The following is a 22354-nucleotide window of genomic DNA, read 5'->3' on the forward strand; positions in this document are numbered from 1 at the left end:
GGGTCATGGCGGACTCGAAGCGTGAGATCGAGCGGAAGTACGAAGCCCCGGCCGGGACCCGGCTGCCCGACCTGAGCCGGGTGCCCGGGGTCTCGGCCGTCGTCCCTCGGGGCGTCACCGAGCTGGACGCCGTCTACCACGACACCGAGGACCACCGGCTCGCGGCGGACTCCCTCACCCTGCGCCGCCGCACCGGCGGGAGCGACGCCGGGTGGCACCTCAAGTTCCCGGTCGCCCCGGGCATCCGGGACGAGCTGCGCGAACCCCTCTCCGCCACCCTGCCGCGCTCCCTGGCGGGCCTGATCCGCTCCCGGGTCCGGGGCGCCCCGCTCCTCCCGGTCGTCCGGCTGTTCTCCGCCCGTGACGTCCACCACCTGGTCGACGCCCGAGGAGCGCTGCTCGCCGAGGTCGTCATCGATGCGGTGCGGGCCGTACGGCTGACGGACGGCGGCTCCACGGCCACCTGGACCGAGATCGAGGTCGAACTCGCCGACGACGGCGACCCGGCGCTCCTGGACGCCGTGGAGAGCCGACTGCGCGAGGCCGGGATCCGTCCGTCCACGTCCGCGTCCAAGCTGGCCAGGGCCCTCGCCGAGACGGAGCCCGAGCCCGCCCCCGATTCCACGGAGAAGACGAAGAAGGCGAAGAAGGAAGCGAAGGAGCGGGAGAAGGCGGCCCGCAGGAGGAGCGCGCACCCCACGGCGGGCGACCACGTCCTCGCGTACGTACGCCGCCAGGCCGACGCGATCGTCGCCCTCGACCCCGCCGTGCGCCGGGACCTCCCGGACTCCGTGCACCAGATGCGGGTCGCCACCCGCAGACTGCGCAGCGCCCTGCGGACGTACCGCAGGATCCTCGACCGTGACGTCACCGGACCGGTCGGTGACGAGCTGAAGTGGCTGGCCGCCGAGCTGGGCATCGACCGCGACCAGGAGGTGCTCGACGCCCGGCTGCTCGGCCGCCTCGACGAGCTGCCCCGCACCCTGCTCCTCGGCCCGGTCCGCGGCCGGCTCCGGATCAGGTCGACGGCCTGCCGGGCGGGCTCCCGCCGCCGCACGGTGGCCGTGCTCGACGGGAAGCGGTACCTGGCGCTCCTGGAGAGCCTCGACGCCCTGCTCGCGGACCCGCCGCTGCTGCCCGCCGCGTCCCGCGCTCCCGGCCGGGAGCTGCCCCGCGCCCTGCTGAAGGAGTACGGGCGGCTCGCGACACGCATCGACCACGCCCTGGACCTCCCGCCCGGCCACGACCGGGACCTCGCCCTGCACGGGGCCCGCAAGGCCGCCAAACGCGCCCGTTACGCGGCGGAGGCGGCCCGCCCCGCGCTCGGCAAACCTGCCAAGCGGTTCACCAAACGGATGAAGGCGGTGCAGAGCCTCCTCGGCGACCACCAGGACAGCGTGGTGGCCCGCGAGGCCCTGCGGATCCTGGCCGCCCAGGCCCACGCGGCGGGGGAGTCGGCCTTCACCTGGGGACTGCTGTACGGGCGGGAGGAAGCGGCCGCCGCCGCCCGCGAGCGGGAGCTGCCGGAGGTCTGGGCGCGGGCGTCGCGGCCGGAACTCCGGTCGGCGCTGGAAGGCTGAGCGTCGGGGTACGCTGGATGGTCACCCCTGCCGGCTCTCGAAAGTTCGCGATGTCAGTCGATTCGGTCTTCCCACAGCTCGAAGCTCTGCTCCCGCATGTGCAGAAGCCCATCCAGTACGTCGGCGGTGAGCTGAACTCCACCGTCAAGCCGTGGGACGAATGCGACGTCCGCTGGGCGTTGATGTACCCGGACGCGTACGAGGTCGGGCTCCCCAACCAGGGCGTCATGATCCTGTACGAGGTGCTCAACGAGCGCCGGGGCGTCCTCGCCGAGCGCACCTACAGCGTGTGGCCGGACCTCGAGGAGCTGATGCGCGAGCACAAGGTCCCGCAGTTCACCGTGGACAGCCACCGCCCGGTCAAGGCGTTCGACGTCTTCGGGCTGAGCTTCTCCACCGAGCTCGGCTACACCAACATGCTTGCCGCGCTGGACCTCGCGGGCATCCCGCTGGACGCCGCGGACCGCACCCTCGACGACCCGATCGTGCTGGCCGGCGGCCACGCCGCGTTCAACCCCGAGCCGATCGCCGAGTTCATCGACTGTGCGGTCATCGGCGACGGCGAACAGGCCGTCCTGGAGATCACCGAGATCATCCGCGCCTGGAAGGCCGAGGGCCGCCCCGGCGGACGCGAGGAGGTGCTGTTCCGCCTCGCGAAGACCGGCAACGTCTACGTGCCGGGCTTCTACGACGTCGAGTACCTCCCCGACGGGCGCATCGGCCGCGTCGTGCCCAACCGCTCGGGCGTGCCGTGGCGGGTGTCCAAGCACACCGTGATGGACCTCGACGAGTGGCCGTACCCGAAGCAGCCCCTCGTCCCCCTCGCCGAGACCGTCCACGAGCGGATGTCCGTCGAGATCTTCCGCGGCTGCACCCGCGGCTGCCGTTTCTGCCAGGCCGGCATGATCACGCGCCCCGTCCGGGAGCGAAGCATCACCGGCATCGGCGAGATGGTCGACAAGGGCCTCAAGGCGACCGGCTTCGAGGAGGTCGGCCTGCTCTCGCTCTCCTCCGCGGACCACACCGAGATCGGCGAGATCGCCAAGGGCCTCGCCGACCGGTACACCGAGGACAAGATCGGCCTCTCGCTGCCCTCCACCCGCGTCGACGCGTTCAACGTGGACCTGGCCAACGAGCTGACCCGCAACGGCCGCCGTTCCGGCCTCACCTTCGCCCCCGAGGGCGGCTCCGAGCGGATGCGCAAGGTCATCAACAAGATGGTCTCGGAGGAGGACCTCATCCGTACCGTCGCCACCGCGTACGGCAACGGCTGGCGCCAGGTGAAGCTGTACTTCATGTGCGGCCTGCCCACCGAGACCGACGAGGACGTCCTCCAGATCGGCGACATGGCGGTCAACGTGATCGCCAAGGGCCGCGAGGTCTCCGGCCAGAACGACATCCGCTGCACCGTCTCCATCGGCGGCTTCGTGCCCAAGCCGCACACGCCGTTCCAGTGGGCCCCGCAGCTGAGCGCCGAGGAGACCGACGAGCGCCTGGCCAAGCTCCGCGACAAGATCCGCGGCGACAAGAAGTACGGCCGCTCCATCGGCTTCCGCTACCACGACGGCAAGCCCGGCATCGTCGAGGGCCTGCTCTCGCGCGGCGACCGCCGCGTCGGCTCCGTCATCCGTGCCGTCTACGAGTCCGGCGGCCGTTTCGACGGCTGGCGCGAGCACTTCAGCTACGACCGCTGGATGACCGCCGCGGACAAGACGCTGCCCGAGTACGGCGTGGACGTCGACTGGTACACCACCCGCGAGCGGACCTACGAGGAGGTCCTGCCCTGGGACCACCTGGACTCCGGTCTCGACAAGGACTGGCTCTGGGAGGACTGGCAGGACGCGCTCGACGAGACCGAGGTCGAGGACTGCCGCTGGACCCCGTGCTTCGACTGCGGCGTCTGCCCGCAGATGGACACCAGCATCCAGATCGGCCCGACCGGCAAGAAGCTGCTGCCGCTTTCGGTTGTGAAGTAGCCGCCGCGGGAGTTTTCCCGCAGCTGACGACTGGGTGACGAAGGCCCGGTCCGGGGAAGCCCCGGACCGGGCCTTCGCGTCGTGCACGGCAAGCACCGGGCTCTGCCGCGGCCGGTGTGCCAAGCCCTGGCAAGGACCTTCGGAGGACCGGTGGAGCGGCGTTCGTTCCTCAGCCGGCCGGCCTCTCCAGGAGAGGGTGGCGTGTTGTGTTGCCGAGGTCGGGCCTGGTCGTGCCGTTCGGCGAGGTGGCGGTCCGGTTGCCGCGCGGCGATCGTTCTGAGCCGTAGCAGAGGAGTAACGGCGTGTTCTCTGTTCGGCGCCGGGAGCGGGCACGGATACTCGGGGCCGGTTCGAGCGATGAGGCGCACGCGACACAGCGCGGCCGGTCCGTGACTTCTGTCGCGGCAACCTTGCGGCGCACGAGCGAAGTGGAGCGGGGCTCTCCCGAGTTCGGCCCGGGACAGGGGGAGGACGATCACCGAGGTTGTGGGACGAGTGGGAACGGCTCAAGTCGCAGGCTGCCGAGCAGTACACCGCGCGATTACAGAATCGACGGCCTTCCGGGGGACGGCGGCCACGCGGGTCCGCCCCGGCGGTGGTGGGGGCGATGCCGGAACGCTCAGGCACAGGGGCGGCCCGTGGACGAAGGCGGCCGGCACGGCGGACGACCTCCAGACCCGCACGATCACCGCGAAGGTCGACCTGCGGAGAGCTCACGAGGACACGGCCGGCGGTCTGGCCGGGCTGGCCAGCCTCGGAGCGCTCAAGTCCGTGCTCGCCTCGTGGGACGAACGCCTCGGCCGTGTCCGTGAGGAGTGTGGTTCCCTGGAGCCGAAACTGCGGCAGGTGGCTGTGGACTTCGCCGAAGTGGACGCCGAGGTGGGGGACAGCGCGAAGGCGGTCACGGTGCCGGGGACGCGGAGGGGCGAGTAGACCATGGCCACAGCATCCGGGCTGACCTGGCAGCGGCTCCGCGACCTCGAACCGTCGGAGCTGACCGGTGCCGCCGACGGCTGGCGGGCCGCCTCCGCGTTCGCCGACGCGGCCCGCGAACGCGTCGACGGCGACATGAGCGGCAGGCTCGTCAGGACCCAGAACAGCGAGTCCGCCCCGGGCAGCCGTGAAGCGGTTGAGGCGACTGAGCGAGAACTACCGCTACATCCACACCGAGACCGGTCTGGTCCGGGGCGCCCTCGACGCGCTCGCCGGTGAACTCGGCACCCCGCAGCGCCGGTTGCGCGACGCCCTCGACGATGCCGCTTCCCTCGGCTGCACCGTCAACGACAACGGCAGCATCGACTCCCCGGCCGGTGGCAGGAACGAGCTGACCGGCGACACGCTGCCCGGCGGTTCCGTGATGGGCCACAACGGCCTCATCGGTGCCGGGAACCCGGGCCTGCACTACGACGCCAACGGCATGTACGACCCCGCTGCGGGACCGGGCGGACCGGCACTGAAGAGCCCCGACCCGCACCGCGCCGGGGCCCAGGACATCGCCGACCGCCTCGCCCGCGCGCTGTGGGAAGCACGCGAGATCGACGAGCGGTACAGCTCGGCACTCCACAAGCTCAAGGCCGCCCCGGGCCTCACGGTCGACACCAGGGCATGGGTGGACGTGGCCTCGGACGCCGACGCGGTGAGCACGGCCGCTCAGAAGTACCTGGAGAAGCAGATCCCGTTCGACAAGCCGCCCGCGGACCGCAAGGAATGGTGGGACCACCTCAGCAAGGAGCAGCGCGAGGAATGCATCGCTGCGTTCCCTGAAGTGGTGGGGAATCTGGACGGCATCCCGGCCGCGGCACGTGACGAGGCGAACCGCGAGAACATCCAGCTGCTCCTCGCCCAGCTGGAAGGCCAGGACGACGCGAAGTCCCGGGCCAAGCTGGAGGGCCTCAAGGAGGTCCAGTACAAGCTGACGCACCAGGACTCGAAGATGCCGCCCCATGTACTTGCTGGGGATCGGTACGGAAGGAAACGGCCGGGCGATCGTGACGTATGGAAACCCGGACACTGCGAAAAATGTGTCAGCCTACATTCCTGGTTTGAATACGTCACTGGATGCCGGTTTTGCCGGTGGCGACCTCAAACGAGCCAGTGGCATTGCGATCGATGCCCAGTCGTTCGACCGCTCGAGCGCCTCGATCGCCTGGCTCGGCTACGACGCCCCGCAGACAGGCTTTGACAGCAACCTGCCGCAGAACATCCGCAACTTGGACGTCATGGGGACCGAGAGAGCCGGCGCCGGAGCGACTTCCTGCAACGAGTTCATGGCCGGGATCTCCGCTACGAATGACCATGCAGATCCGCACATTACGGCGGTCGGGCATTCCTACGGGTCGTTCACTGTCGGCCAGGCGGCGCAGCGCGACGGCGGAATTCCGGGTGCCGACGACATCGTCCTCGTGGGCAGCCCCGGTACGGGTGCGGATCACGCCCGGGATCCGAACGTGGGCAAGAATCACGTGTTCGTCGGTGCAGCGGACAACGACCTGGCGACCAGACTGCCTTCGAAGGCTCGGGCCGCAGGCCTGGCGACAGGAATCCTCCCTTCGTACTTCGCCGACCTGTCCGGTGATCAGGTGTGGTTCGGCACGGACCCGGCACACCACCGGTTCGGAGCAACGCGCTTCGCGGCCGACGACGGGCCGGTTCCGGTCGTCGGAGGCAAGGGCGCCATGCCGGCCCACTCCGACTGCTTCGACGTCGGAGACGGCGGCGGTACCCGACGGCCGTCCGAGTCGGAACGGAACATTTCATTGATCGTGTCCGGTAACCCGGATGAAATCAGCCGGGAGCAGCCACGGTGAAGAAGCTCCGCATCCTCCACCTGCTCGCTGTCGTCATCTGGCTCGCGGCTTCGGCATGCAGCACGGACGGAGATCACGGACGGAGATTCTTCGGGAAAGACCGTGAAAGAACACCAGAAGGCATCTGTGAAGATCACCGTGCAGGAAGCGGCTGAGCACCAGGACCGCATGCTCGACGCGACGCTGGACGCGATCAAGCCAGAAATTCACTGGACCCGCGGTGCGACCACGACAGGAAACTGCGAAGTGACCCGGCGGCGCGTGGTGATGACCATCGTCTCCGAGGAACGGCGCGGCAACCTCCTCGGAGTGGTGCAGCGCTCCTGGGAGAAGAAGGGGTACGCAATCAAGTCGGTCAACAGGAGCCAAAAGTTCCGGCGATCTTCGCGGAGACGCAGGACGGCTTCGAGGTTTCCGTGAGTGTCGGAGCGGAAGGGCAGTTCACCTTCACCGCCGACTCTCCTTGCGTCGAGAAGTCGGAAGTGGCGGATCCCACTGCCCGAGCGCACGGGCCCGAATACGAGTACCCGATTCCCCGTCCCGATGTTCACTCCGACTTCTGGTCGTCCGAGAAGCCGATTCCCTCGGCAATGCCGAGCAACGACCCGGTGTGAATCCGGGGCCTGCCCGGCCGATGCGGGGCGACGCTTCGGTGGGGGGCGAGCCCCGGGAACCGGGGAGGGTCCTTGCGCGTACTCTGGGTAGTACAACGACTGTGCCCAGCGCGGCGCCCGAACCAGAGATCTCCCCGCCCGGAGGGAAGTACGCCGAGCGGGGGTGAGCCGGACCGGGACCCCGGGCCACCCGCATTTCGAGGGCGGCGTGCCACCGCGTCCGTCCCGCACCGAGGAGAAGAACCACTGGGCAAGCGACAGCCCGAAGGCCCGCCGCCCGCACCGGCGGTGCAGCGCATCCGACTGCGCTACACCAAGCGCGGCCGCCTCCGGTTCACCAGTCACCGCGACTTCCAGCGTGCCTTCGAGCGGGCGCTGCGCCGCTCCGAGGTGCCCATGGCCTACTCGGCCGGCTTCACCCCGCACCCGAAGGTGTCGTACGCCAACGCCGCCCCCACCGGTACGGGCAGCGAGGCCGAGTTCCTGGAGATCGCTCTCACCGAGCACCGCGACCCGGCCGTGCTGCGCGAGCAGCTCGACGCCTCGCTGCCGGACGGTCTCGACATCACCGATGCCGTGGAGGCCCGTACCTCGGGCCTCGCCGACCGGCTGACCGCCTCCGTCTGGGAGCTGCGCCTCGACGGCGTGGACGTGGCGGACGCGGCCAGGGCCGTCGCCGCCTTCAACGGGGCCGAGACGGTCGAGGTCCAGCGCCGGGCGAAGAACGGCGTGCGCACCTTCGACGCCCGTGCCGCCGTGGTCGACCTGGAGGCGCTCGATCCCCGACCTGATAGGTCCGGGGACGGGCCCTGTGCGATACTGCGGCTGGTTGTTCGGCACGTGACACCTGCCGTGCGACCTGACGACGTCCTGTCCGGTCTCCGCGTTGTGGCCGACCTGGCGCCGCCGGTCCCCGCAGCGGTGACCAGGCTGGCGCAGGGGCTCTTCGACGAGGAGTCCGGCACGGTGACCGACCCGCTCGCGCCCGACCGCGAGGCAGCTCCGGCCGCTCCACCCATGGCCGCCGGGACCGCCGTCGCGACGGCGCCGGAAGGTGCAGGTTCCGCGTAAGGCGGTCGTTGCAGCGCGGCCCCGCGACTCGGGAGCCATCCGGTTCGGGCCGCGCGATGACCCATAAGACTTTCGCCAGGCCGTCCGCCCAGCGCGTACGGAACCGGCGAGCCAGACATTGAGCTCCCGTGCGGCGCCCGCGCCCCGGACGGCGGGCCCGCGTACATCGCGCGGACCGCGCCGGACCGGAAACAGACGCGGCGCCCGGGAGCCTGACGGGAGAACCGCCCGCATGCCCCAGTCCAACGAGCCCGGCACGACCGGGAACGCCGAAGAGAACAACGCACCCGGCGACAAGCTGCCGCCGCGCCGCAGGCGCCGCGCCGCGTCCCGCCCGGCCGGACCGCCGATGGCGGAGGCAACGGACACGGCGACGCCGGCCATACCTGCCGCTGACGCCGCGGCGTCCGACGGCGACGCCGTGACCGGCGCCGAGAGCGCCCCGCAGGCGGAAGCCGCACCGCCCGCCCGCCCGCGCCGTCGCGCGGTCCGCAAGGCGACCGCTCCGGCCGGTGCCCCGAAGGCCGCCGAGGCGGCCGAAGCGGTGGAGCCCGCCGCGAGCACCGGAACCGTGGAAGCCGTGGCGGAGACGCCGGCGGCAGAGGTCGTGGAGGCCGCGCCCGCGCGTCCGCGTCGTCGTGCGGTCCGCAAGGCGACGGCTCCGGCCGGTGCGCCGAAGGCCGCCGAGACCGTGGAGGTCGTCGAGGAGGCGCCCGCCGCCGAGGCGGCGGCCGAGGTCGTGGAGGCCGCGCCCGCGCGTCCGCGTCGTCGTGCGGTCCGCAAGGCGACGGCTCCGGCCGGTGCGCCGAAGGCCGCCGAGACCGTGGAGAACGTCGAGGAGGCGCCCGCCGCCGTCGAGCCCGAGGAGCCGGTCGTGGAGCCGGAGCCCGAGCCGGTCGTGGAACCCGCGCCCGCCGCCCCGCGCGGCCGTACCCGGCGCAGGGCCTCGGCCCCGGCCGGTGCGCCGCAGTCCGCCGCCGCGCCCGCGAGCGCCGAGGTCGTCGAGCCGGAGGCCGCCGCGCCCGTCGAGACCCCGGAGGAGACCGAGGCAGAGGTCGTGGAGGCCGCGCCCGCGCGTCCGCGTCGTCGTGCGGTCCGCAAGGCGACCGCCCCGGCGGGTGCGCCGAAGGCCGCCGAAAGCGCCGTGGAGCCGGAGGCCGCCGAGCCCGTCGCGGCCGAGGAGACCCCTGCGGTCGAGGAACCCGCTGCGGCGGAGGCCGAGGAGGCAGCCCCGCGCGGCCGTCAGCGCCGCCGGGCCACCGCCGCCGCGGGCCGTCCGGAGTTCACCGGGAAGCCGGAGTTCACCGGGAAGGACGAGGAGCCGGTGCGCAGGAGCCGCCGTGCCGCGCGTCCCGCCGTGGCCGTGTTCCAGGCGCCGGTCTTCACTGAGCCGATGTTCCAGACCCCGGAGACGGCTGCAGCCGCCGCTGCCGCGTCGCGCCACGACGAGGTCGAGGAGGAGGACGTCACGGTCGAGGAGTCGACCGCCGTCACCGAGGCCCCGGCCGCCGAGGCCGCGCCGCCGGCGCCGCGCCGCCGGCGCCGCCGTCGCGGCGAGGCCGCCGAGCCCGAGCAGGTCGCGGCCCCCGCAGAGGTCGCGGCTCCCGCGGAGGAGCAGGTCGAGGAGGAGCCGGAGGCCGAGGCCGAGCACGAGGGCGAGGCCGAGCACGAGGGCGACGAGACGGACGAGTACGGGGAGCGCCCCTCGCGCCGTCGCCGTCGTGGCGGCCGTCGTCGCCGTCGCGGCGAGGCCAGCGAGAACGACGAGGCCGTGGAGCAGCACGGCGAGGAGGCCGCCGCCGACTACTCCGAGGACGAGCCGCAGGGCGCTCAGGAGTCCGAGGAGGAGGAAGAGGAGCACGAGGCGGGCGCCGCGGGTTCGAGCAGCAGCCGTCGTCGCCGCCGCCGTCGGCGTCGCAGCGGTGACGTCACGGCCGACACCGAGAGCGGTGCGGACGACCCGGAGCGCACGGTCGTCAAGGTCCGGGAGCCCCGCAGGAAGGACTCCGAGCGCGAGGCCGGCACCGGCTTCGACGAGGTCCAGTCCATCAAGGGCTCGACCCGTATGGAGGCGAAGAAGCAGCGCCGCCGCGAGGGCCGCGAGCAGGGCCGCCGCCGGGTCCCGATCATCACCGAGGCCGAGTTCCTGGCCCGCCGCGAGGCCGTGGAGCGGGTCATGGTCGTCCGCCAGAACGGCGAGCGCACCCAGATCGGCGTCCTCGAGGACAACGTGCTCGTCGAGCACTACGTCAACAAGGAGCAGGCGACCAGCTACGTCGGCAACGTCTACCTGGGCAAGGTGCAGAACGTCCTGCCGTCCATGGAGGCCGCCTTCGTCGACATCGGCAAAGGCCGCAACGCCGTGCTCTACGCCGGTGAGGTGAACTTCGAGGCGCTCGGCATGGCCCACGGGCCGCGTCGTATCGAGACCGCCCTCAAGTCCGGCCAGTCCGTCCTCGTCCAGGTGACCAAGGACCCGATCGGCCACAAGGGCGCCCGCCTGACCAGCCAGGTCTCGCTGCCCGGCCGCTACCTGGTCTACGTGCCCGAGGGCTCGATGACCGGCATCAGCCGCAAGCTGCCCGACACCGAGCGGGCCCGGCTGAAGACCATCCTCAAGAAGATCGTCCCCGAGGACGCGGGCGTCATCGTCCGTACCGCCGCGGAGGGCGCGAGCGAGGACGAGCTGCGCCGCGACGTCGAGCGGCTGCAGCAGCAGTGGGAGGACATCCAGAAGAAGTCGAAGAGCACCGGCAGCTCCAGCGCGCCGACCCTGCTCTACGGCGAGCCGGACATGACCGTCCGGGTCGTCCGCGACATCTTCAACGAGGACTTCTCCAAGGTCATCGTCAGCGGCGACGACGCGTGGGAGACCATCCACGGCTACGTCTCGCAGGTGGCGCCGGACCTGGCGGACCGCCTGTCGCGGTGGACCTCCGAGGTCGACATCTTCGCGACGTACCGCATCGACGAGCAGCTGATGAAGGCGCTGGACCGGAAGGTCTACCTGCCGAGCGGCGGCTCGCTGGTGATCGACAAGACCGAGGCGATGGTCGTCGTCGACGTCAACACCGGCAAGTTCACCGGTCAGGGCGGCAACCTCGAGGAGACCGTCACCAAGAACAACCTGGAGGCGGCCGAGGAGATCGTGCGCCAGCTGCGGCTGCGCGACCTCGGCGGCATCGTCGTCGTCGACTTCATCGACATGGTGCTGGAGTCCAACCGGGACCTGGTGCTGCGACGCCTGCTGGAGTGCCTGGGACGCGACCGTACGAAGCACCAGGTCGCCGAGGTCACCTCGCTGGGCCTGGTCCAGATGACCCGCAAGCGGGTGGGCCAGGGCCTGCTGGAGTCCTTCTCCGAGACCTGCGTCCACTGCAACGGGCGCGGCGTCATCGTGCACATGGAGCAGCCCTCCTCGGTCGGTGGCGGCGGCAAGCGTTCCAAGAAGCGCGGCCGGGGCGGCGCGGGCCACGAGCACGAGCACGCCGTCGAGCAGGGCCACGAGCCCACCGTCGAGGCCGAGACCGAGGCCGAGGTGGCCGCCGAGGTCGCCGCCCCGGTGGCGCTGCCCGAACCGGAGTTCGCCCCGGACGAGGAGCTGTACAGCAGCCCGGCCGAGGCCGAGGCCGCCGTGCGCGGCCGTGGCCGTCGCCGTGCGACCCGCAAGGTGTCGGCCCCGGCCGGCGCCCCGAAGGCCGTGGCCGAGCCGGTCGCGGAGCCGGAGCCGGTGGCCGAGCCGGAACCGGCCGTCGCCGAGCCGGAGCCGGTCGTGGCGGTCGACGCGACGCCGCAGGCTGTGGAGCCGGCGGCCGAGGAGACCCCCGCGGCGGAGGCCCCGCAGGGCCGTACCCGTCGTCGGGCGACCCGGAAGGCGACCGCCCCGGCGGGTGCCCCGAAGGCCGTGGCCGAGCCGGTCGCCGCCGAGCAGGCCGTCCCGGAGCAGGTCGCCGAGCCGGTCCCGCAGGCCGAGGCCGCGCCCGTCGCCGAGGCTCCGAAGGCCGAGGTCGAAGCCGCGCCCGAGGAGGTGGCCCCCGAGGCCGCCCCGCCGAGGGCCCGTCGCCGGGTGACCCGCAAGGTCACCGCACCCGCGGGCTCGCCTGCCGGTACGGACGGGGCGGAGGTCGTCGTGGTGACCGCTCCGAAGGCCGAGCCGAAGCCGGACGCCGAGCCGAAGGCCGAGGCCGAGCAGGCCGGGACCGAGACCGCCGAAGCGGCGGCCCCGGCCAAGAAGACGGCCCGCAAGACCGCCAAGAAGGCCACGGCCAAGAAGGCGGCGACGAAGAAGACGGCGGCCAAGAAGACGGCCGCCAAGAAGACCGCCGCGAAGAAGACGACGGCCAAGAAGGCGGCGAAGGCCGCCGTCCCGGCCGACGCCGAGAGCTGACCGGCAGCCGGATCACGACGGAAGAGGTGCGGGTCCTCCGGGACCCGCGCCTCCTTCGCGTGCGGTGGGCGAACAGGCGGCACGAGGGATGCGTCACCTTGTCCCCAACCCCCACGAAACCCCCTGTGAAAACCCTGATAATGTGACGCGGCTGCCGCCTGACAAGCTGATTCCGAGAAGGCTGATCGGCGCGTCGGCCCACTTCAGGCAGGAACAAAAAGCCTCTTTGCCCTGGGTGCGCTGCTCCCGGAGCAAAAGGGTGATTTGTGCACAATGTTTTGGTACAGAATCGGCCATGCGCCGGGGCGGCGGAGCCTCATCCGACATTCGCAGGCCCTTGGAGCCATCGCCTCTCAAAGCTCTTGCGGTGTTCAAGGAGGGTGTCCATGTCGAGCGACAACAGGGAAATGATCCCTGCTGCCCGGCCAGTGATCGGCGAGGAAGAGATCGAGGCCGTCGTGCGCGTGCTGCGCAGCGGCCGCGTCGTGCAGGGCCCGGAGGTCGCGGCCTTCGAGGAGGGCTTCTCCGAGCTGGTGGACGGACGCCACTGCGTGGCGGTCAACTCGGGCACGTCCGCCCTCCACCTCCTGCTGCTCGCCCTGGGCATCGGCCCCGGCGACGAGGTGATCGTCCCGTCGTTCTCCTTCGCGGCCTCCGCGAACGCGGTCCGCCTGGCGGGCGCCGACGTGGTCTTCGCCGACATCGAGCCGGGCAGCTTCTGTCTGGACCCGGCCGCCGTCGAGGCCGCCATCACGCCCCGCACGGCCGCGATCATGCCCGTCCACCTGTACGGCCACCCGGCCGCGATGGACGTACTGATGCCGATCGCGCAGAAGCACGGGCTCCAGGTCGTCGAGGACGCCTGCCAGGCGCACACCGCGGCGGTGGGCGGGACGCCGGTCGGCGCCTTCGGCTCCGGTACCTTCAGCTTCTACCCCACCAAGAACATGCACGCCCTCGAAGGCGGCATGGTCACCACCGCCGACGCCGAGGTCGCGCGCACCCTCAGGCTGCTGCGCAATCAGGGCATGGAGCAGCGGTACGCCAACGAGATCGTCGGCGCCAACATGCGCATGACCGACGTGTCCGCCGCCGTCGGGCGCGTACAGCTCGGCAAGGTGCAGGGCTGGACCGAGCAGCGCCGCGCCAACGCCGCGTACCTCGACCGGCACATCGACGCGCCCAACGTCACGGTCCCGCCCGTTGCCGAAAACGCACGCCACGTTTACCACCAGTACACCATCCGGGTGCAGGGTGACCGGGACGCCGCCATGGCCAGGCTGAGCGAGGCGGGCATCGGCAACGCCGTGTACTACCCGACCCCGATCCACCGGCTGAAGCCGTACTGGGAGCCCGACCAGAAGGCGGGCCGGACCTGGGACCTGCCGCAGACCGAGCGTGCCGCCGCCGAGGTCGTCTCGCTGCCCGTGCACCCCTCGCTGACGCCGCAGGACCTGGAGCGCATCGTCGCCGCCGTGAACTCGCTGGGAGAGATGCAGTGACCGCAGGACTGAGAGCGGGCCTGATCGGCCTCGGTTCGATGGGCCGCCACCACGCCCGTGTGCTGGCCGGCCTGGAGGACGTGGAGCTGGTCGGTGTCGTCGACCCGATGGGGGACAAGAACGGCTGGGCGCAGGGCGCCCCCGTGCTGTCCACGGTCGACGAGCTCATCTCCCTCGGCGTCGACTACGCGGTCGTGGCCTGCCCCACCGCCCTGCACGAGGAAGTCGGCCTCCGCCTGGCCGAGGCCGGTGTCTGCGCGCTGATCGAGAAGCCGGTCGCGGACACCGTGGAAGGCGCCCGGCGTCTGGTCGAGGCCTTCGAGTCGCGCGGCCTGGTCGCGGGCGTCGGCCACATCGAGCGCTGCAACCCGGCGCTGCGGTCGATGCGTGCCCGGCTGGAGGCGGGCGAGCTGGGCGAGGTGTTCCAGGTCGTCACCCGTCGTCAGGGCCCGTTCCCGCACCGCATCGCCGACGTCGGCGTGGTCAAGGACCTCGCCACCCACGACATCGACCTGACGGGCTGGGTGACGGGGCAGACCTACACCTCGATCGCCGCCCACACCGTGTCGAAGTCCGGCCGCCCGCACGAGGACATGGTCTCCGCCGTGGGCCGGCTCTCCGACGGCACCATGGTCAACCACCTGGTCAACTGGCTGAGCCCGTTCAAGGAACGATTCACCTCCGTCACCGGCGAGCGCGGCACGTTCATCGCCGACACCCTCACCGCCGACCTCACCTTCCACTCGAACGCCGCGGTGACCACCGAGTGGGAGGCCCTCCAGGCCTTCCGCGGCGTCTCCGAGGGGGACATGATCCGGTACGCCATACCCAAGCGCGAGCCGCTGCTGGTCGAGCACGAGCTCTTCAGGGACGCCGTGCGCGGCACCTCGAAGGACATCTGCACCCTGCGGGAGGGGCTCCGCACGGTCGAGGTGGCCGCGGCGGTACTGGAATCGGCGAGGACCGGACGCACCGTCACGACCTCTGCGGGAGAGCTGGCCACACATGGAGCCTGAGAACAACATGACGTCGCGCCCCGGCGGCCGTGGCCGGATCGTCATGCTCGTCGACAACGGGGTGAACGGGGACTCCCGGGTCCAGAAGGAGGCCCGCTCCGCGGCCGACGCGGGCTGGGACGTCATCCTCCTCGGCAAGTCCACCGGCAAGGGCGAGCAGCACTGGATGCTCGGCGACGCGCAGGTCCGGCTGCTGAAGGTGCCCGGACCGATGCAGCGCCGCCGGCACGAGTACCGGCGCGCCCCGCTGCGCGCCCCGCTGGCCTACCGGCCGGGACCGCTCGCCGCCTACCGCAAGCAGAAGATGAAGGCGTGGCGGGCCGACCTCAACATCCGTCTCATCGAGGCGGGCGAGAACGGGTCGGCGCTGTCCAAGGCCGCGCTCCTGCCGGAGCGGGTCGGCGCGAAGGTCGTCAGCCGCTGGGTCGGTGTGCGCCTGCGGCGCACCCACGCCCTGGAGCAGCGGCGCAAGCGGATGGACGCCCCGCTGGACCGGTTCACCACGGCGTTCTGGCAGCGCGCGATGGGCAAGCGGGCCTGGCGGAAGCTCGACCCCTACCTGCTCGACCTCGACCTCGCCTACGGCAAGGTGATCGACGAGCTGAAGCCCGACCTGATCCACGCCAACGACTTCCGCATGCTGGGCATCGGCGCGCGGGCCGTGCTGCGGGCGCGCGCCGCGAAGCGGGACGTCAAGCTCGTCTGGGACGCGCACGAGTTCCTGCCCGGCATCAAGCCGTGGGACCCGCACCCCCGCTGGCACGTCGCGCAGTGCCTCCACGAGCTGTCCTACTCCAAGTACGCCGACGCGGTGACCACCGTCTCGGCGACCCTCGCGGACATGCTGGCCGAGCGGCACGGACTGACCGAGACGCCCGCGGTCGTGCTGAACGCCCCCGACTCGGAGATCTCGCCCGAGCAGGCCGCGGAACCGGTGCCCGACCTGCGCGAGCTGTGCGGCATCGGCCCCGACGTCCCGCTCGCCGTCTACAGCGGCGCGGCGGCCCCGCAGCGCGGCCTGGACATCATGGTCGAGTCGCTGCCGCAACTGCCGGACATGCACGTGGCGTTCATCGTGCTGCGGCCGAACTCGCCGTACATGACGGGGCTGGCGCAGCGCGCGGAGGAGCTCGGGGTCGCCGACCGGGTGCACATCCTCCCGTACGTGCCGCACTACCAGGTCGTGCCCTTCCTGGCGGCGGCGGACCTCGGCGTCATCCCGATCCACCACTGGCCGAACCACGAGATCGCCCTCATCACCAAGTTCTTCGAGTACTCGCACGCCCGGCTGCCGTTCGTGGTCAGCGACGTGAAGACGATGGGGGAGATGGTCGCGCAGACCGGCCAGGGAGAGGTCTTCAAGGCCGAGGACGTGGCGGACTACGTCCGCGCGGTGAAGGCGGTCCTCGCGGAGCCGAAGAAGTACCGGGAGGTCTACGACCGGCCCGGACTGCTCGACCAGTGGACCTGGGAGGCCCAGGCGGCGGTGCTCGACGAGGTGTACACGAAGCTGCTGCCCGGTAGTGCGCGCGCATCCGTCGAGAGAGCCACCGAGGTGACCGTGTGACCGGCAGAGCCGATGCCCCCGCTGTTCCCGACGTCACGGTCGTCGTGGCCGTGTACAACACCATGCCCTACCTCACCGAGTGCCTGAACTCACTCGTGGGGCAGTCCATCGGGCTGGACCGGCTGGAGGTCGTCGCGGTCGACGACGGCTCGACGGACGACAGCGGTGCCGAGCTCGACCGGTTCGCCGAACGCTTCCCGGACACGGTCAAGGTCGTCCACCAGGCCAACTCCGGCGGCCCCGCGATGCCGAGCAACCGGGCGCTGGAGCTGGCCACCGGCCGGTACGTCTACTTCATCGGCTCCGACGACTACCTCGGCGAGGAGGCGCTGGAGCGGATGGTGTCCTGCGCGGACACCCACGGCTCCGACGTCGTCATAGGCAAGATGGTCGGCACCAACGGGCGGTACGTGCGCCAGTCGCTCTACAAGGCCAACGACCCCGACATCAGCCTCTACGGGCCGGAGCTGCCGTTCGCGCTGGCCAACACCAAGCTCTTCCGCCGCGAGCTCGTGGAGCAGTACAAGCTGCGCTTCCCCGAGGACATGCCGGTCGGCAGCGACCAGCCGTTCACCATCGAGGCGTGCGTCCGCGCCCGCAAGATATCCGTGGTCGCCGACTACACCTGCTACTACGCGGTGAAGCGCGGGGACGCCAGCAACATCACCTACCGCGCCGACCACCTGGCGCGGCTGCGCTGCACCGCCGCGATCATGGACCGGACGGCGGAGCTGATCGAGGCCGGACCGAAGCGGGACGCCGTCCTCAAGCGCCACTTCACCTGGGAGCTCTCCAAGCTCGTCCAGGACGACTTCGTCGGGCTCGACGACGAGACGAAGCGCGACATCTGCGCAGGCATCACCCACCTCGCCGACACCTATCTGACGGACCCGCTGAGCGACTCGCTCCCCGTCAAACTGCGCGCCCGGCTCCGGCTCGCGCAGCGCGGCGCCGTCGACGAACTCTGCCGCGCGATCACCGAGGAGGCCGAGCACGGCGCGCCGCCCTTCCACCTGGAGGACGGCCGGGCCTTCGCCCGCTACCCCGGTTTCCGCGACGCGGGCCTGGAACTGCCCGACCGCTGCTTCGAACTGGTCGGGGAGCTCGTCCCCGGCCGGCTCGCCAACAAGACCGAGCTGGTCGAGTCGGAGTGGGTGCAGACCGGCGAGGACCTGGCGCTGTCGCTGACGGTACGGATCGGCGTCCTCGGCGACACCGGCTCCGCGGTCGTCCGCCTCGTCGAGGGAGCCATGCCCAAGAGCGCCGACAAGGCGCGCGCCCGGCGCCTGCCGGAGGGGCACGAACTTCCCCCGGCGCAGGGGGAGTTCACCCGGGAGACCGCGGAGGACGGCAACGCCACCCTGCTGCGCGCCCACATCCCGCTCGCGGCCCGCACGGTCAAGCGCGGGGTGCGCGTCTTCGTCGACGTGGCCGGCGAGACGTACGAGATCCCGGTGCGCGGCGACGGCCGGCCCATGCCGCTGGCCCGCAAGTGGCACGGTGAGACGGACCCGTACCGTGCCGCGGCGCGGCTCAACACCAAGGGGCGCATGGTGATCAGCACCGGCCCGCTCCATCCGCCCAAGAAATCGCTGGGTTCGCGGCTGCGATCCCGACTGATCGGTGCCAAGCGCTCCAAGAGGAAGTAATCCCCATGAACATCTGTGTAGTAGCCCTCGGCAAGATCGGTCTGCCGCTGGCCGTGCAGTTCGCCGCCAAGGGCCACCGGGTGATCGGCGCCGACGTCAACGAGAAGGTCGTCGAGCTGGTCAACGCCGGTGTCGAGCCGTTCCCCGGCGAACACGATCTCGACGTCAAGCTCAAGGAGACCGTCGAGGCGGGCCTGCTCACCGCGACGACGGACACCGCGGCCGCGGTCGCGCAGTCCGAGGCCGTCGTGGTCGTCGTCCCGCTCTTCGTGGACGCGGAGGGCACGCCGGACTTCGGCTGGATGGACTCCGCGACCAGGGCGATCGCCGCCGGTCTGAAGCCGGGCACCCTCGTCAGCTACGAGACCACGCTGCCGGTCGGCACCACCCGTACCCGCTGGGCGCCGATGCTCGAAGAGGGCTCCGGGCTCAAGGCCGGTGAGGACTTCCACCTGGTGTTCTCCCCGGAGCGGGTGCTCACCGGCCGGGTCTTCGCGGACCTGCGCCGCTACCCGAAGCTGGTCGGCGGGATCGACGAGGCGTCGGCCGAGCACGGTGTGTCGTTCTACGAGTCGGTGCTGGACTTCGACGACCGCACGGACCTGCCGCGCCCCAACGGCGTCTGGGACCTGGGTACTTCCGAGGCGTCCGAGCTGGCCAAGCTCGCCGAGACCACCTACCGCGACGTCAACATCGGCCTGGCGAACCAGTTCGCCCGCTTCGCCGACCAGCAGAACATCGACGTCCTCAAGGTCATCGAGGCGTGCAACTCGCAGCCCTACAGCCACATTCACCAGCCGGGCATCGCCGTCGGCGGCCACTGCATCCCGATCTACCCGCGGATGTACCTCTGGAACGACCCGTCGGCGACCGTGGTGCGCTCGGCGCGCGAGGCCAACGCCGCCATGCCCGAGTACGCGGTCGACCTGCTCGCCGCCGCCTACGGCGACCTGGAGGGCGTGGGCGTGCTGGTGCTGGGCGCGGCCTACCGCGGCGGCGTGAAGGAGACGGCCTTCTCCGGCGTCTTCCCGACCGTCGAGGCGCTGAAGGCGCGCGGCGCGGTGCCGTTCGTCTCCGACCCGATGTACACGGCCGAGGAGCTGGCCGCGCACGGTCTCGTCCCGCACGAGGGCCAGACCGTCACCGCCGCGATCCTCCAGGCCGACCACGCCGAGTACCGCGAGCTGGCCGCCACCGACCTCCCGGACGTCCGCGTCCTGGTCGACGGCCGCCGCACGACGGACCCGGCCCGCTGGGAGGGCGTCCGCCGCGTCGTCATCGGCGGCTGATCCCGTACGCGAAAAGGGACCCGGCTCCCGTACGCGGAAAGGGGCCCCGGCCCGGTCCACCTCGGTGGCCGGGCCGGGGCCCCTCGCGCGTTCTGCCTACGACGCCGCGGGCCCGGCCTCGACGAGCGTGGACCCGTCGGCCTCGCGGTAGCGCGCACCGGTCTGCGGGCACTCCCACACGCCCGGCTCGTCCGCGCTCTCCACCAGCTTCACCCCGGCGTGGCCGACCCAGCCGACCTGCCGGGCCGGGACCCCGACGACCAGCGCGAAGTCGGGGACGTCCTTGGTGACCACGGCACCGGCCGCGACCATCGCCCAGCGGCCGATCCGCACCGGGGCGACGGCGACCGAACGGGCGCCCAGGGACGCGCCCTCGGCGATCTTCACGCCCACGGCCTCCCAGTCGCCGCCGCGCTTCTGCTTGCCGTCGGGGTCGACGGAGCGCGGGTTGTGGTCGTTGGTGAGCACCACCGACGGGCCGATGAAGACCCCGTCGGCGAGCTCGGCGGGCTCGTACACGAGCGCGTAGTTCTGGATCTTGACGTTGTCGCCGATCCGGACACCCGTGCCGACGTAGGCGCCGCGTCCGACCACACAACCCTCGCCGAGCCGGGCCTGCTCGCGGATCTGGGCGAGCTCCCAGACGCTGCTGCCGGCGCCGATCACGGCGCTCTCGTCGACCTGGGCGGTGGGCTGGACTCTGTAGTTCACTGCGCATCTGCCTTTCGGAATGGGTCTCGACCGGCGAGCTTACGACCTCGGCCGAGAGTGGTCGGCGGCGTCCTGGTCCCCGGGGCCCCCGGCGGCGACCCCGGCGGCCGTGGGCGGGGCCGTCACGGCGTGGTCCGGGCCCAGCAGCAGGCGGTCGTAGTCGTCCCGCACGGTCTCCCAGTCCCAGGTGGAAAGGGCGTGGCGGGACGCCTCGCGCCCGGCGGCGGCCCGGATCTCCTCGGACGCGGTGAGGGCGAGGATGCGGTCGGCGGCCTGCTGCGGCGTGGTGACGACCCAGTCCTCGGGGAAGAGGGTGCGCGTGCTGTGCGGGCGCCCGGCCACGAACGGCCAGTCCCGGACGACCGGGACGGCGCCGGACGCCGCCCCCTCCATCAGGCCGACGTGGCAGCCCTCTCGGACGGAGCTGCTGAGGATCACGCCCACCCCGGTGAGCACCCCGGCCACGTCGTCGCTCGGCCCGAGCCTGCGCACCGCGCCCGAGGGCTCCAGCTCGGCGAGTTCCTTCTCCAGGGCCGCGTGGTAGGCGCCCGCCGCGGCGCTCGGCGCCGGGTCGATGCCGTCGCCGACCATCAGCAGGCGGTAGCGCTCGTCCCGGGCCCGCAGCAGCCGGAGCACCTCCAGCGCCCAGCGCGGGTCCTTGGCGATCTGGCCGATTCCCACCAGACCCACGGTGAACCGCGCGTCGTCGCCGTTCTTGGGCCGGTCGAACCGGCGCAGGTCCAGCGCGTTGTGCAGGAAGCGCAGGCGCGGCGCGTCGTCGGCGAGCAGCCGGGGCACGGCGGCGGTGGTCATCTCCCGCATGTGCTCTGCGATGAAGACGATGTCGTCGACCCGGGAGAAGTCCATGATGTGCGGCCAGTAGGTGAACGACTCGTACTTGTGGAGCCGGACCACGATCCGGGTGCTGCCGGGGTCGACCAGGGTCATGAACGCGGCGGCCGTGGAACACCACTCGACGAAGACCGTGTCCGCCCAGTCCAGATGGGGGCGGAGCGCCGCCTCCACCGCGGCCCCGTACGAGGCCTGGCCGCCGAGCGGCAGCTCGGTCATCCGCTGGAGCCCCTTGGCCAGCGGCGCGAGCGCGGGGTCGGCCGCCAGGTCCAGGGTGCGCAGCTCGACACCGGGGTGGTTCGCGTAGCGCTCGGTGAGCAGGCCCAGGAAGTTGGCGTTGGCCCGGTTCACCACCAGCAGCCGCAGGGGCCGGTCGGCCGGGGGCGCGGCGGGGGGCGTCTTCCGGCCACGGGGCGCGGCCACCGCGCGGGCGGTGGTGCTGGACCGCAGCCGGGCGGTGAAGCCGGCCGGGTCGTCGGAGAGGGGGGAGTGGAGCCGGTCGATGTGCGGGACCCGGTGGAAGGCCAGCAGCAGCGCCCGGGTGAGGGCCGCCGCGGCCTCCTTCCTGCGGCCCGCCTTCAGCTGGGCGTCCGCGCAGGCCAGCTCGGCGCCGTACGCCTGGACGAGGTGGCGGGGGACGAGACCCCGGCCGAGCTGGGCGGCTGCCGCCTCGCTCAGCAGATCCGCCTTGAGTCGACGGTCCCGGACGCGCTGCGCGCAGACCCCCAGGACCCGCTCGGCGACGAAGGGCCGGTCGGTGCGGGCCAGCCGGGCGACCGCGCGGCGGGCGACCTGGGCCAGGAGTTCATCGGGGATCTGCGGTTTCGGCACGGTTCGGCTCCACTGTCTCGGCAGACCTCGGACCGTACGGTCAAACGGGGGCGGGGGGAAAGTCCGAACGACTTTTGTGGTCAAGGGACTTCGCAGGGTCACCACCCGCGCGGGCGCCCCCGCGGGCCGGTCTCCCGGCCCGGACGGCGGGGCCGGGATCCGGGCGCCGGACACCGGGCGGGAGGGGACGCCGGATGCCGTGCGGGACGGGGCGCCGGGCATCGGGCGGGACGGGGTGTCGGACGGGACGCCGACCCCTCCTCGTGATGTACGGAGAGTGACGGCGAGGGGGGGCGAGGGACCGGTTCACGGGGCCCGGTCCGGCCGCCCGGAGGTGGTGGATCGGTTCACGGAGGCCCGGTTTGACCACCCGGGGGCGGCCCCGTAATCTTGTCCATCGGCGTGTTTCCCATGCGCGCCTTCCCCTGAGCACATTCCTTCCGATGGATCCGTCCGTCGGGAGAGGCCGCTCGTCCTTCCGGATCGTCGCGGGCCCCGGCCT

The 22354-nt window shown here is 71.9% G+C and carries 14 protein-coding genes; 12 read left to right on the forward strand and 2 right to left on the reverse strand.

What is annotated here, in order from left to right:
• The first annotated feature begins 5 nt into the window (after nucleotides 1–5).
• From ACWCXX_RS00565 to ACWCXX_RS00620, 12 genes are all read left to right on the forward strand, one after another.
• A complete protein-coding gene (locus ACWCXX_RS00565; protein ID WP_451122796.1) occupies nucleotides 6–1580 on the forward strand; it encodes a CYTH and CHAD domain-containing protein in 1575 nt (524 codons plus the stop codon).
• Between the two features lie 50 nt (nucleotides 1581–1630).
• On the forward strand, nucleotides 1631–3556 hold the full coding sequence (locus tag ACWCXX_RS00570; protein ID WP_451122798.1) for a TIGR03960 family B12-binding radical SAM protein: 1926 nt from the start codon (nucleotides 1631–1633) through the stop codon (nucleotides 3554–3556).
• A gap of 495 nt (nucleotides 3557–4051) precedes the next feature.
• On the forward strand, nucleotides 4052–4489 hold the full coding sequence (locus ACWCXX_RS00575; RefSeq protein ID WP_451122800.1) for a hypothetical protein: 438 nt from the start codon (nucleotides 4052–4054) through the stop codon (nucleotides 4487–4489).
• Between the two features lie 1010 nt (nucleotides 4490–5499).
• Complete coding sequence (locus ACWCXX_RS00580; RefSeq protein WP_451122802.1) at nucleotides 5500–6363, forward strand: alpha/beta hydrolase; 864 nt, start codon at nucleotides 5500–5502, stop codon at nucleotides 6361–6363.
• A gap of 126 nt (nucleotides 6364–6489) precedes the next feature.
• Nucleotides 6490–6783 carry a hypothetical protein gene (locus tag ACWCXX_RS00585; protein ID WP_451122804.1) on the forward strand — a complete coding sequence of 98 codons (294 nt, stop codon included), beginning with the start codon at nucleotides 6490–6492 and terminating at the stop codon, nucleotides 6781–6783.
• Between the two features lie 482 nt (nucleotides 6784–7265).
• Complete coding sequence (locus ACWCXX_RS00590) at nucleotides 7266–8048, forward strand: TIGR03936 family radical SAM-associated protein (RefSeq protein WP_451122806.1); 783 nt, start codon at nucleotides 7266–7268, stop codon at nucleotides 8046–8048.
• Nucleotides 8049–8280: 232 nt separating this feature from the next.
• Nucleotides 8281–12435 carry an Rne/Rng family ribonuclease gene (locus ACWCXX_RS00595; protein ID WP_451122808.1) on the forward strand — a complete coding sequence of 1385 codons (4155 nt, stop codon included), beginning with the start codon at nucleotides 8281–8283 and terminating at the stop codon, nucleotides 12433–12435.
• Between the two features lie 386 nt (nucleotides 12436–12821).
• On the forward strand, nucleotides 12822–13937 hold the full coding sequence (locus ACWCXX_RS00600; RefSeq protein ID WP_451122810.1) for a DegT/DnrJ/EryC1/StrS family aminotransferase: 1116 nt from the start codon (nucleotides 12822–12824) through the stop codon (nucleotides 13935–13937).
• Nucleotides 13934–14953, forward strand: coding sequence for a Gfo/Idh/MocA family protein (locus ACWCXX_RS00605; RefSeq protein ID WP_451122812.1), 1020 nt, complete (start codon nucleotides 13934–13936; stop codon nucleotides 14951–14953). The genes ACWCXX_RS00600 and ACWCXX_RS00605 overlap by 4 nt, the downstream gene beginning before the upstream one ends.
• A 7-nt stretch (nucleotides 14954–14960) precedes the next feature.
• On the forward strand, nucleotides 14961–16520 hold the full coding sequence (locus tag ACWCXX_RS00610; RefSeq protein WP_451122814.1) for a glycosyltransferase family 4 protein: 1560 nt from the start codon (nucleotides 14961–14963) through the stop codon (nucleotides 16518–16520).
• Nucleotides 16517–18169, forward strand: coding sequence for a glycosyltransferase family 2 protein (locus ACWCXX_RS00615; RefSeq protein WP_451122816.1), 1653 nt, complete (start codon nucleotides 16517–16519; stop codon nucleotides 18167–18169). The genes ACWCXX_RS00610 and ACWCXX_RS00615 overlap by 4 nt, the downstream gene beginning before the upstream one ends.
• Nucleotides 18170–18174: 5 nt before the next feature.
• Complete coding sequence (locus ACWCXX_RS00620) at nucleotides 18175–19458, forward strand: nucleotide sugar dehydrogenase (protein WP_451122818.1); 1284 nt, start codon at nucleotides 18175–18177, stop codon at nucleotides 19456–19458.
• Nucleotides 19459–19554: 96 nt separating this feature from the next.
• Here the strand turns inward: ACWCXX_RS00620 and ACWCXX_RS00625 are convergent, their stop codons facing one another.
• Nucleotides 19555–20169 (reverse strand): acyltransferase, encoded by a 615-nt coding sequence (locus ACWCXX_RS00625; RefSeq protein WP_451122820.1) that lies wholly within the window; start codon nucleotides 20167–20169, stop codon nucleotides 19555–19557.
• A 39-nt stretch (nucleotides 20170–20208) separates the two neighbouring features.
• Entirely contained in the window at nucleotides 20209–21852 is a 1644-nt protein-coding gene (locus ACWCXX_RS00630; protein WP_451122822.1) for a glycosyltransferase, read from the reverse strand.
• Nucleotides 21853–22354: the final 502 nt, after the last annotated feature.

The sequence above is a fragment of the Streptomyces sp. NPDC001732 genome (genome assembly GCF_053596315.1).

Excerpts from the sequence above, each read along its gene's own strand:
- ACWCXX_RS00570 (WP_451122798.1), top strand. The coding sequence starts at position 1,631 with ATGTCAGTCGATTCGGTCTTCCCACAGCTCGAAGCTCTGCTCCCGCAT.
- ACWCXX_RS00620 (WP_451122818.1), top strand. The coding sequence starts at position 18,175 with ATGAACATCTGTGTAGTAGCCCTCGGCAAGATCGGTCTGCCGCTGGCC.
- ACWCXX_RS00565 (WP_451122796.1), top strand. The coding sequence starts at position 6 with ATGGCGGACTCGAAGCGTGAGATCGAGCGGAAGTACGAAGCCCCGGCC.
- ACWCXX_RS00580 (WP_451122802.1), top strand. The coding sequence starts at position 5,500 with ATGTACTTGCTGGGGATCGGTACGGAAGGAAACGGCCGGGCGATCGTG.
- ACWCXX_RS00610 (WP_451122814.1), top strand. The coding sequence starts at position 14,961 with ATGACGTCGCGCCCCGGCGGCCGTGGCCGGATCGTCATGCTCGTCGAC.
- ACWCXX_RS00600 (WP_451122810.1), top strand. The coding sequence starts at position 12,822 with ATGTCGAGCGACAACAGGGAAATGATCCCTGCTGCCCGGCCAGTGATC.
- ACWCXX_RS00595 (WP_451122808.1), top strand. The coding sequence starts at position 8,281 with ATGCCCCAGTCCAACGAGCCCGGCACGACCGGGAACGCCGAAGAGAAC.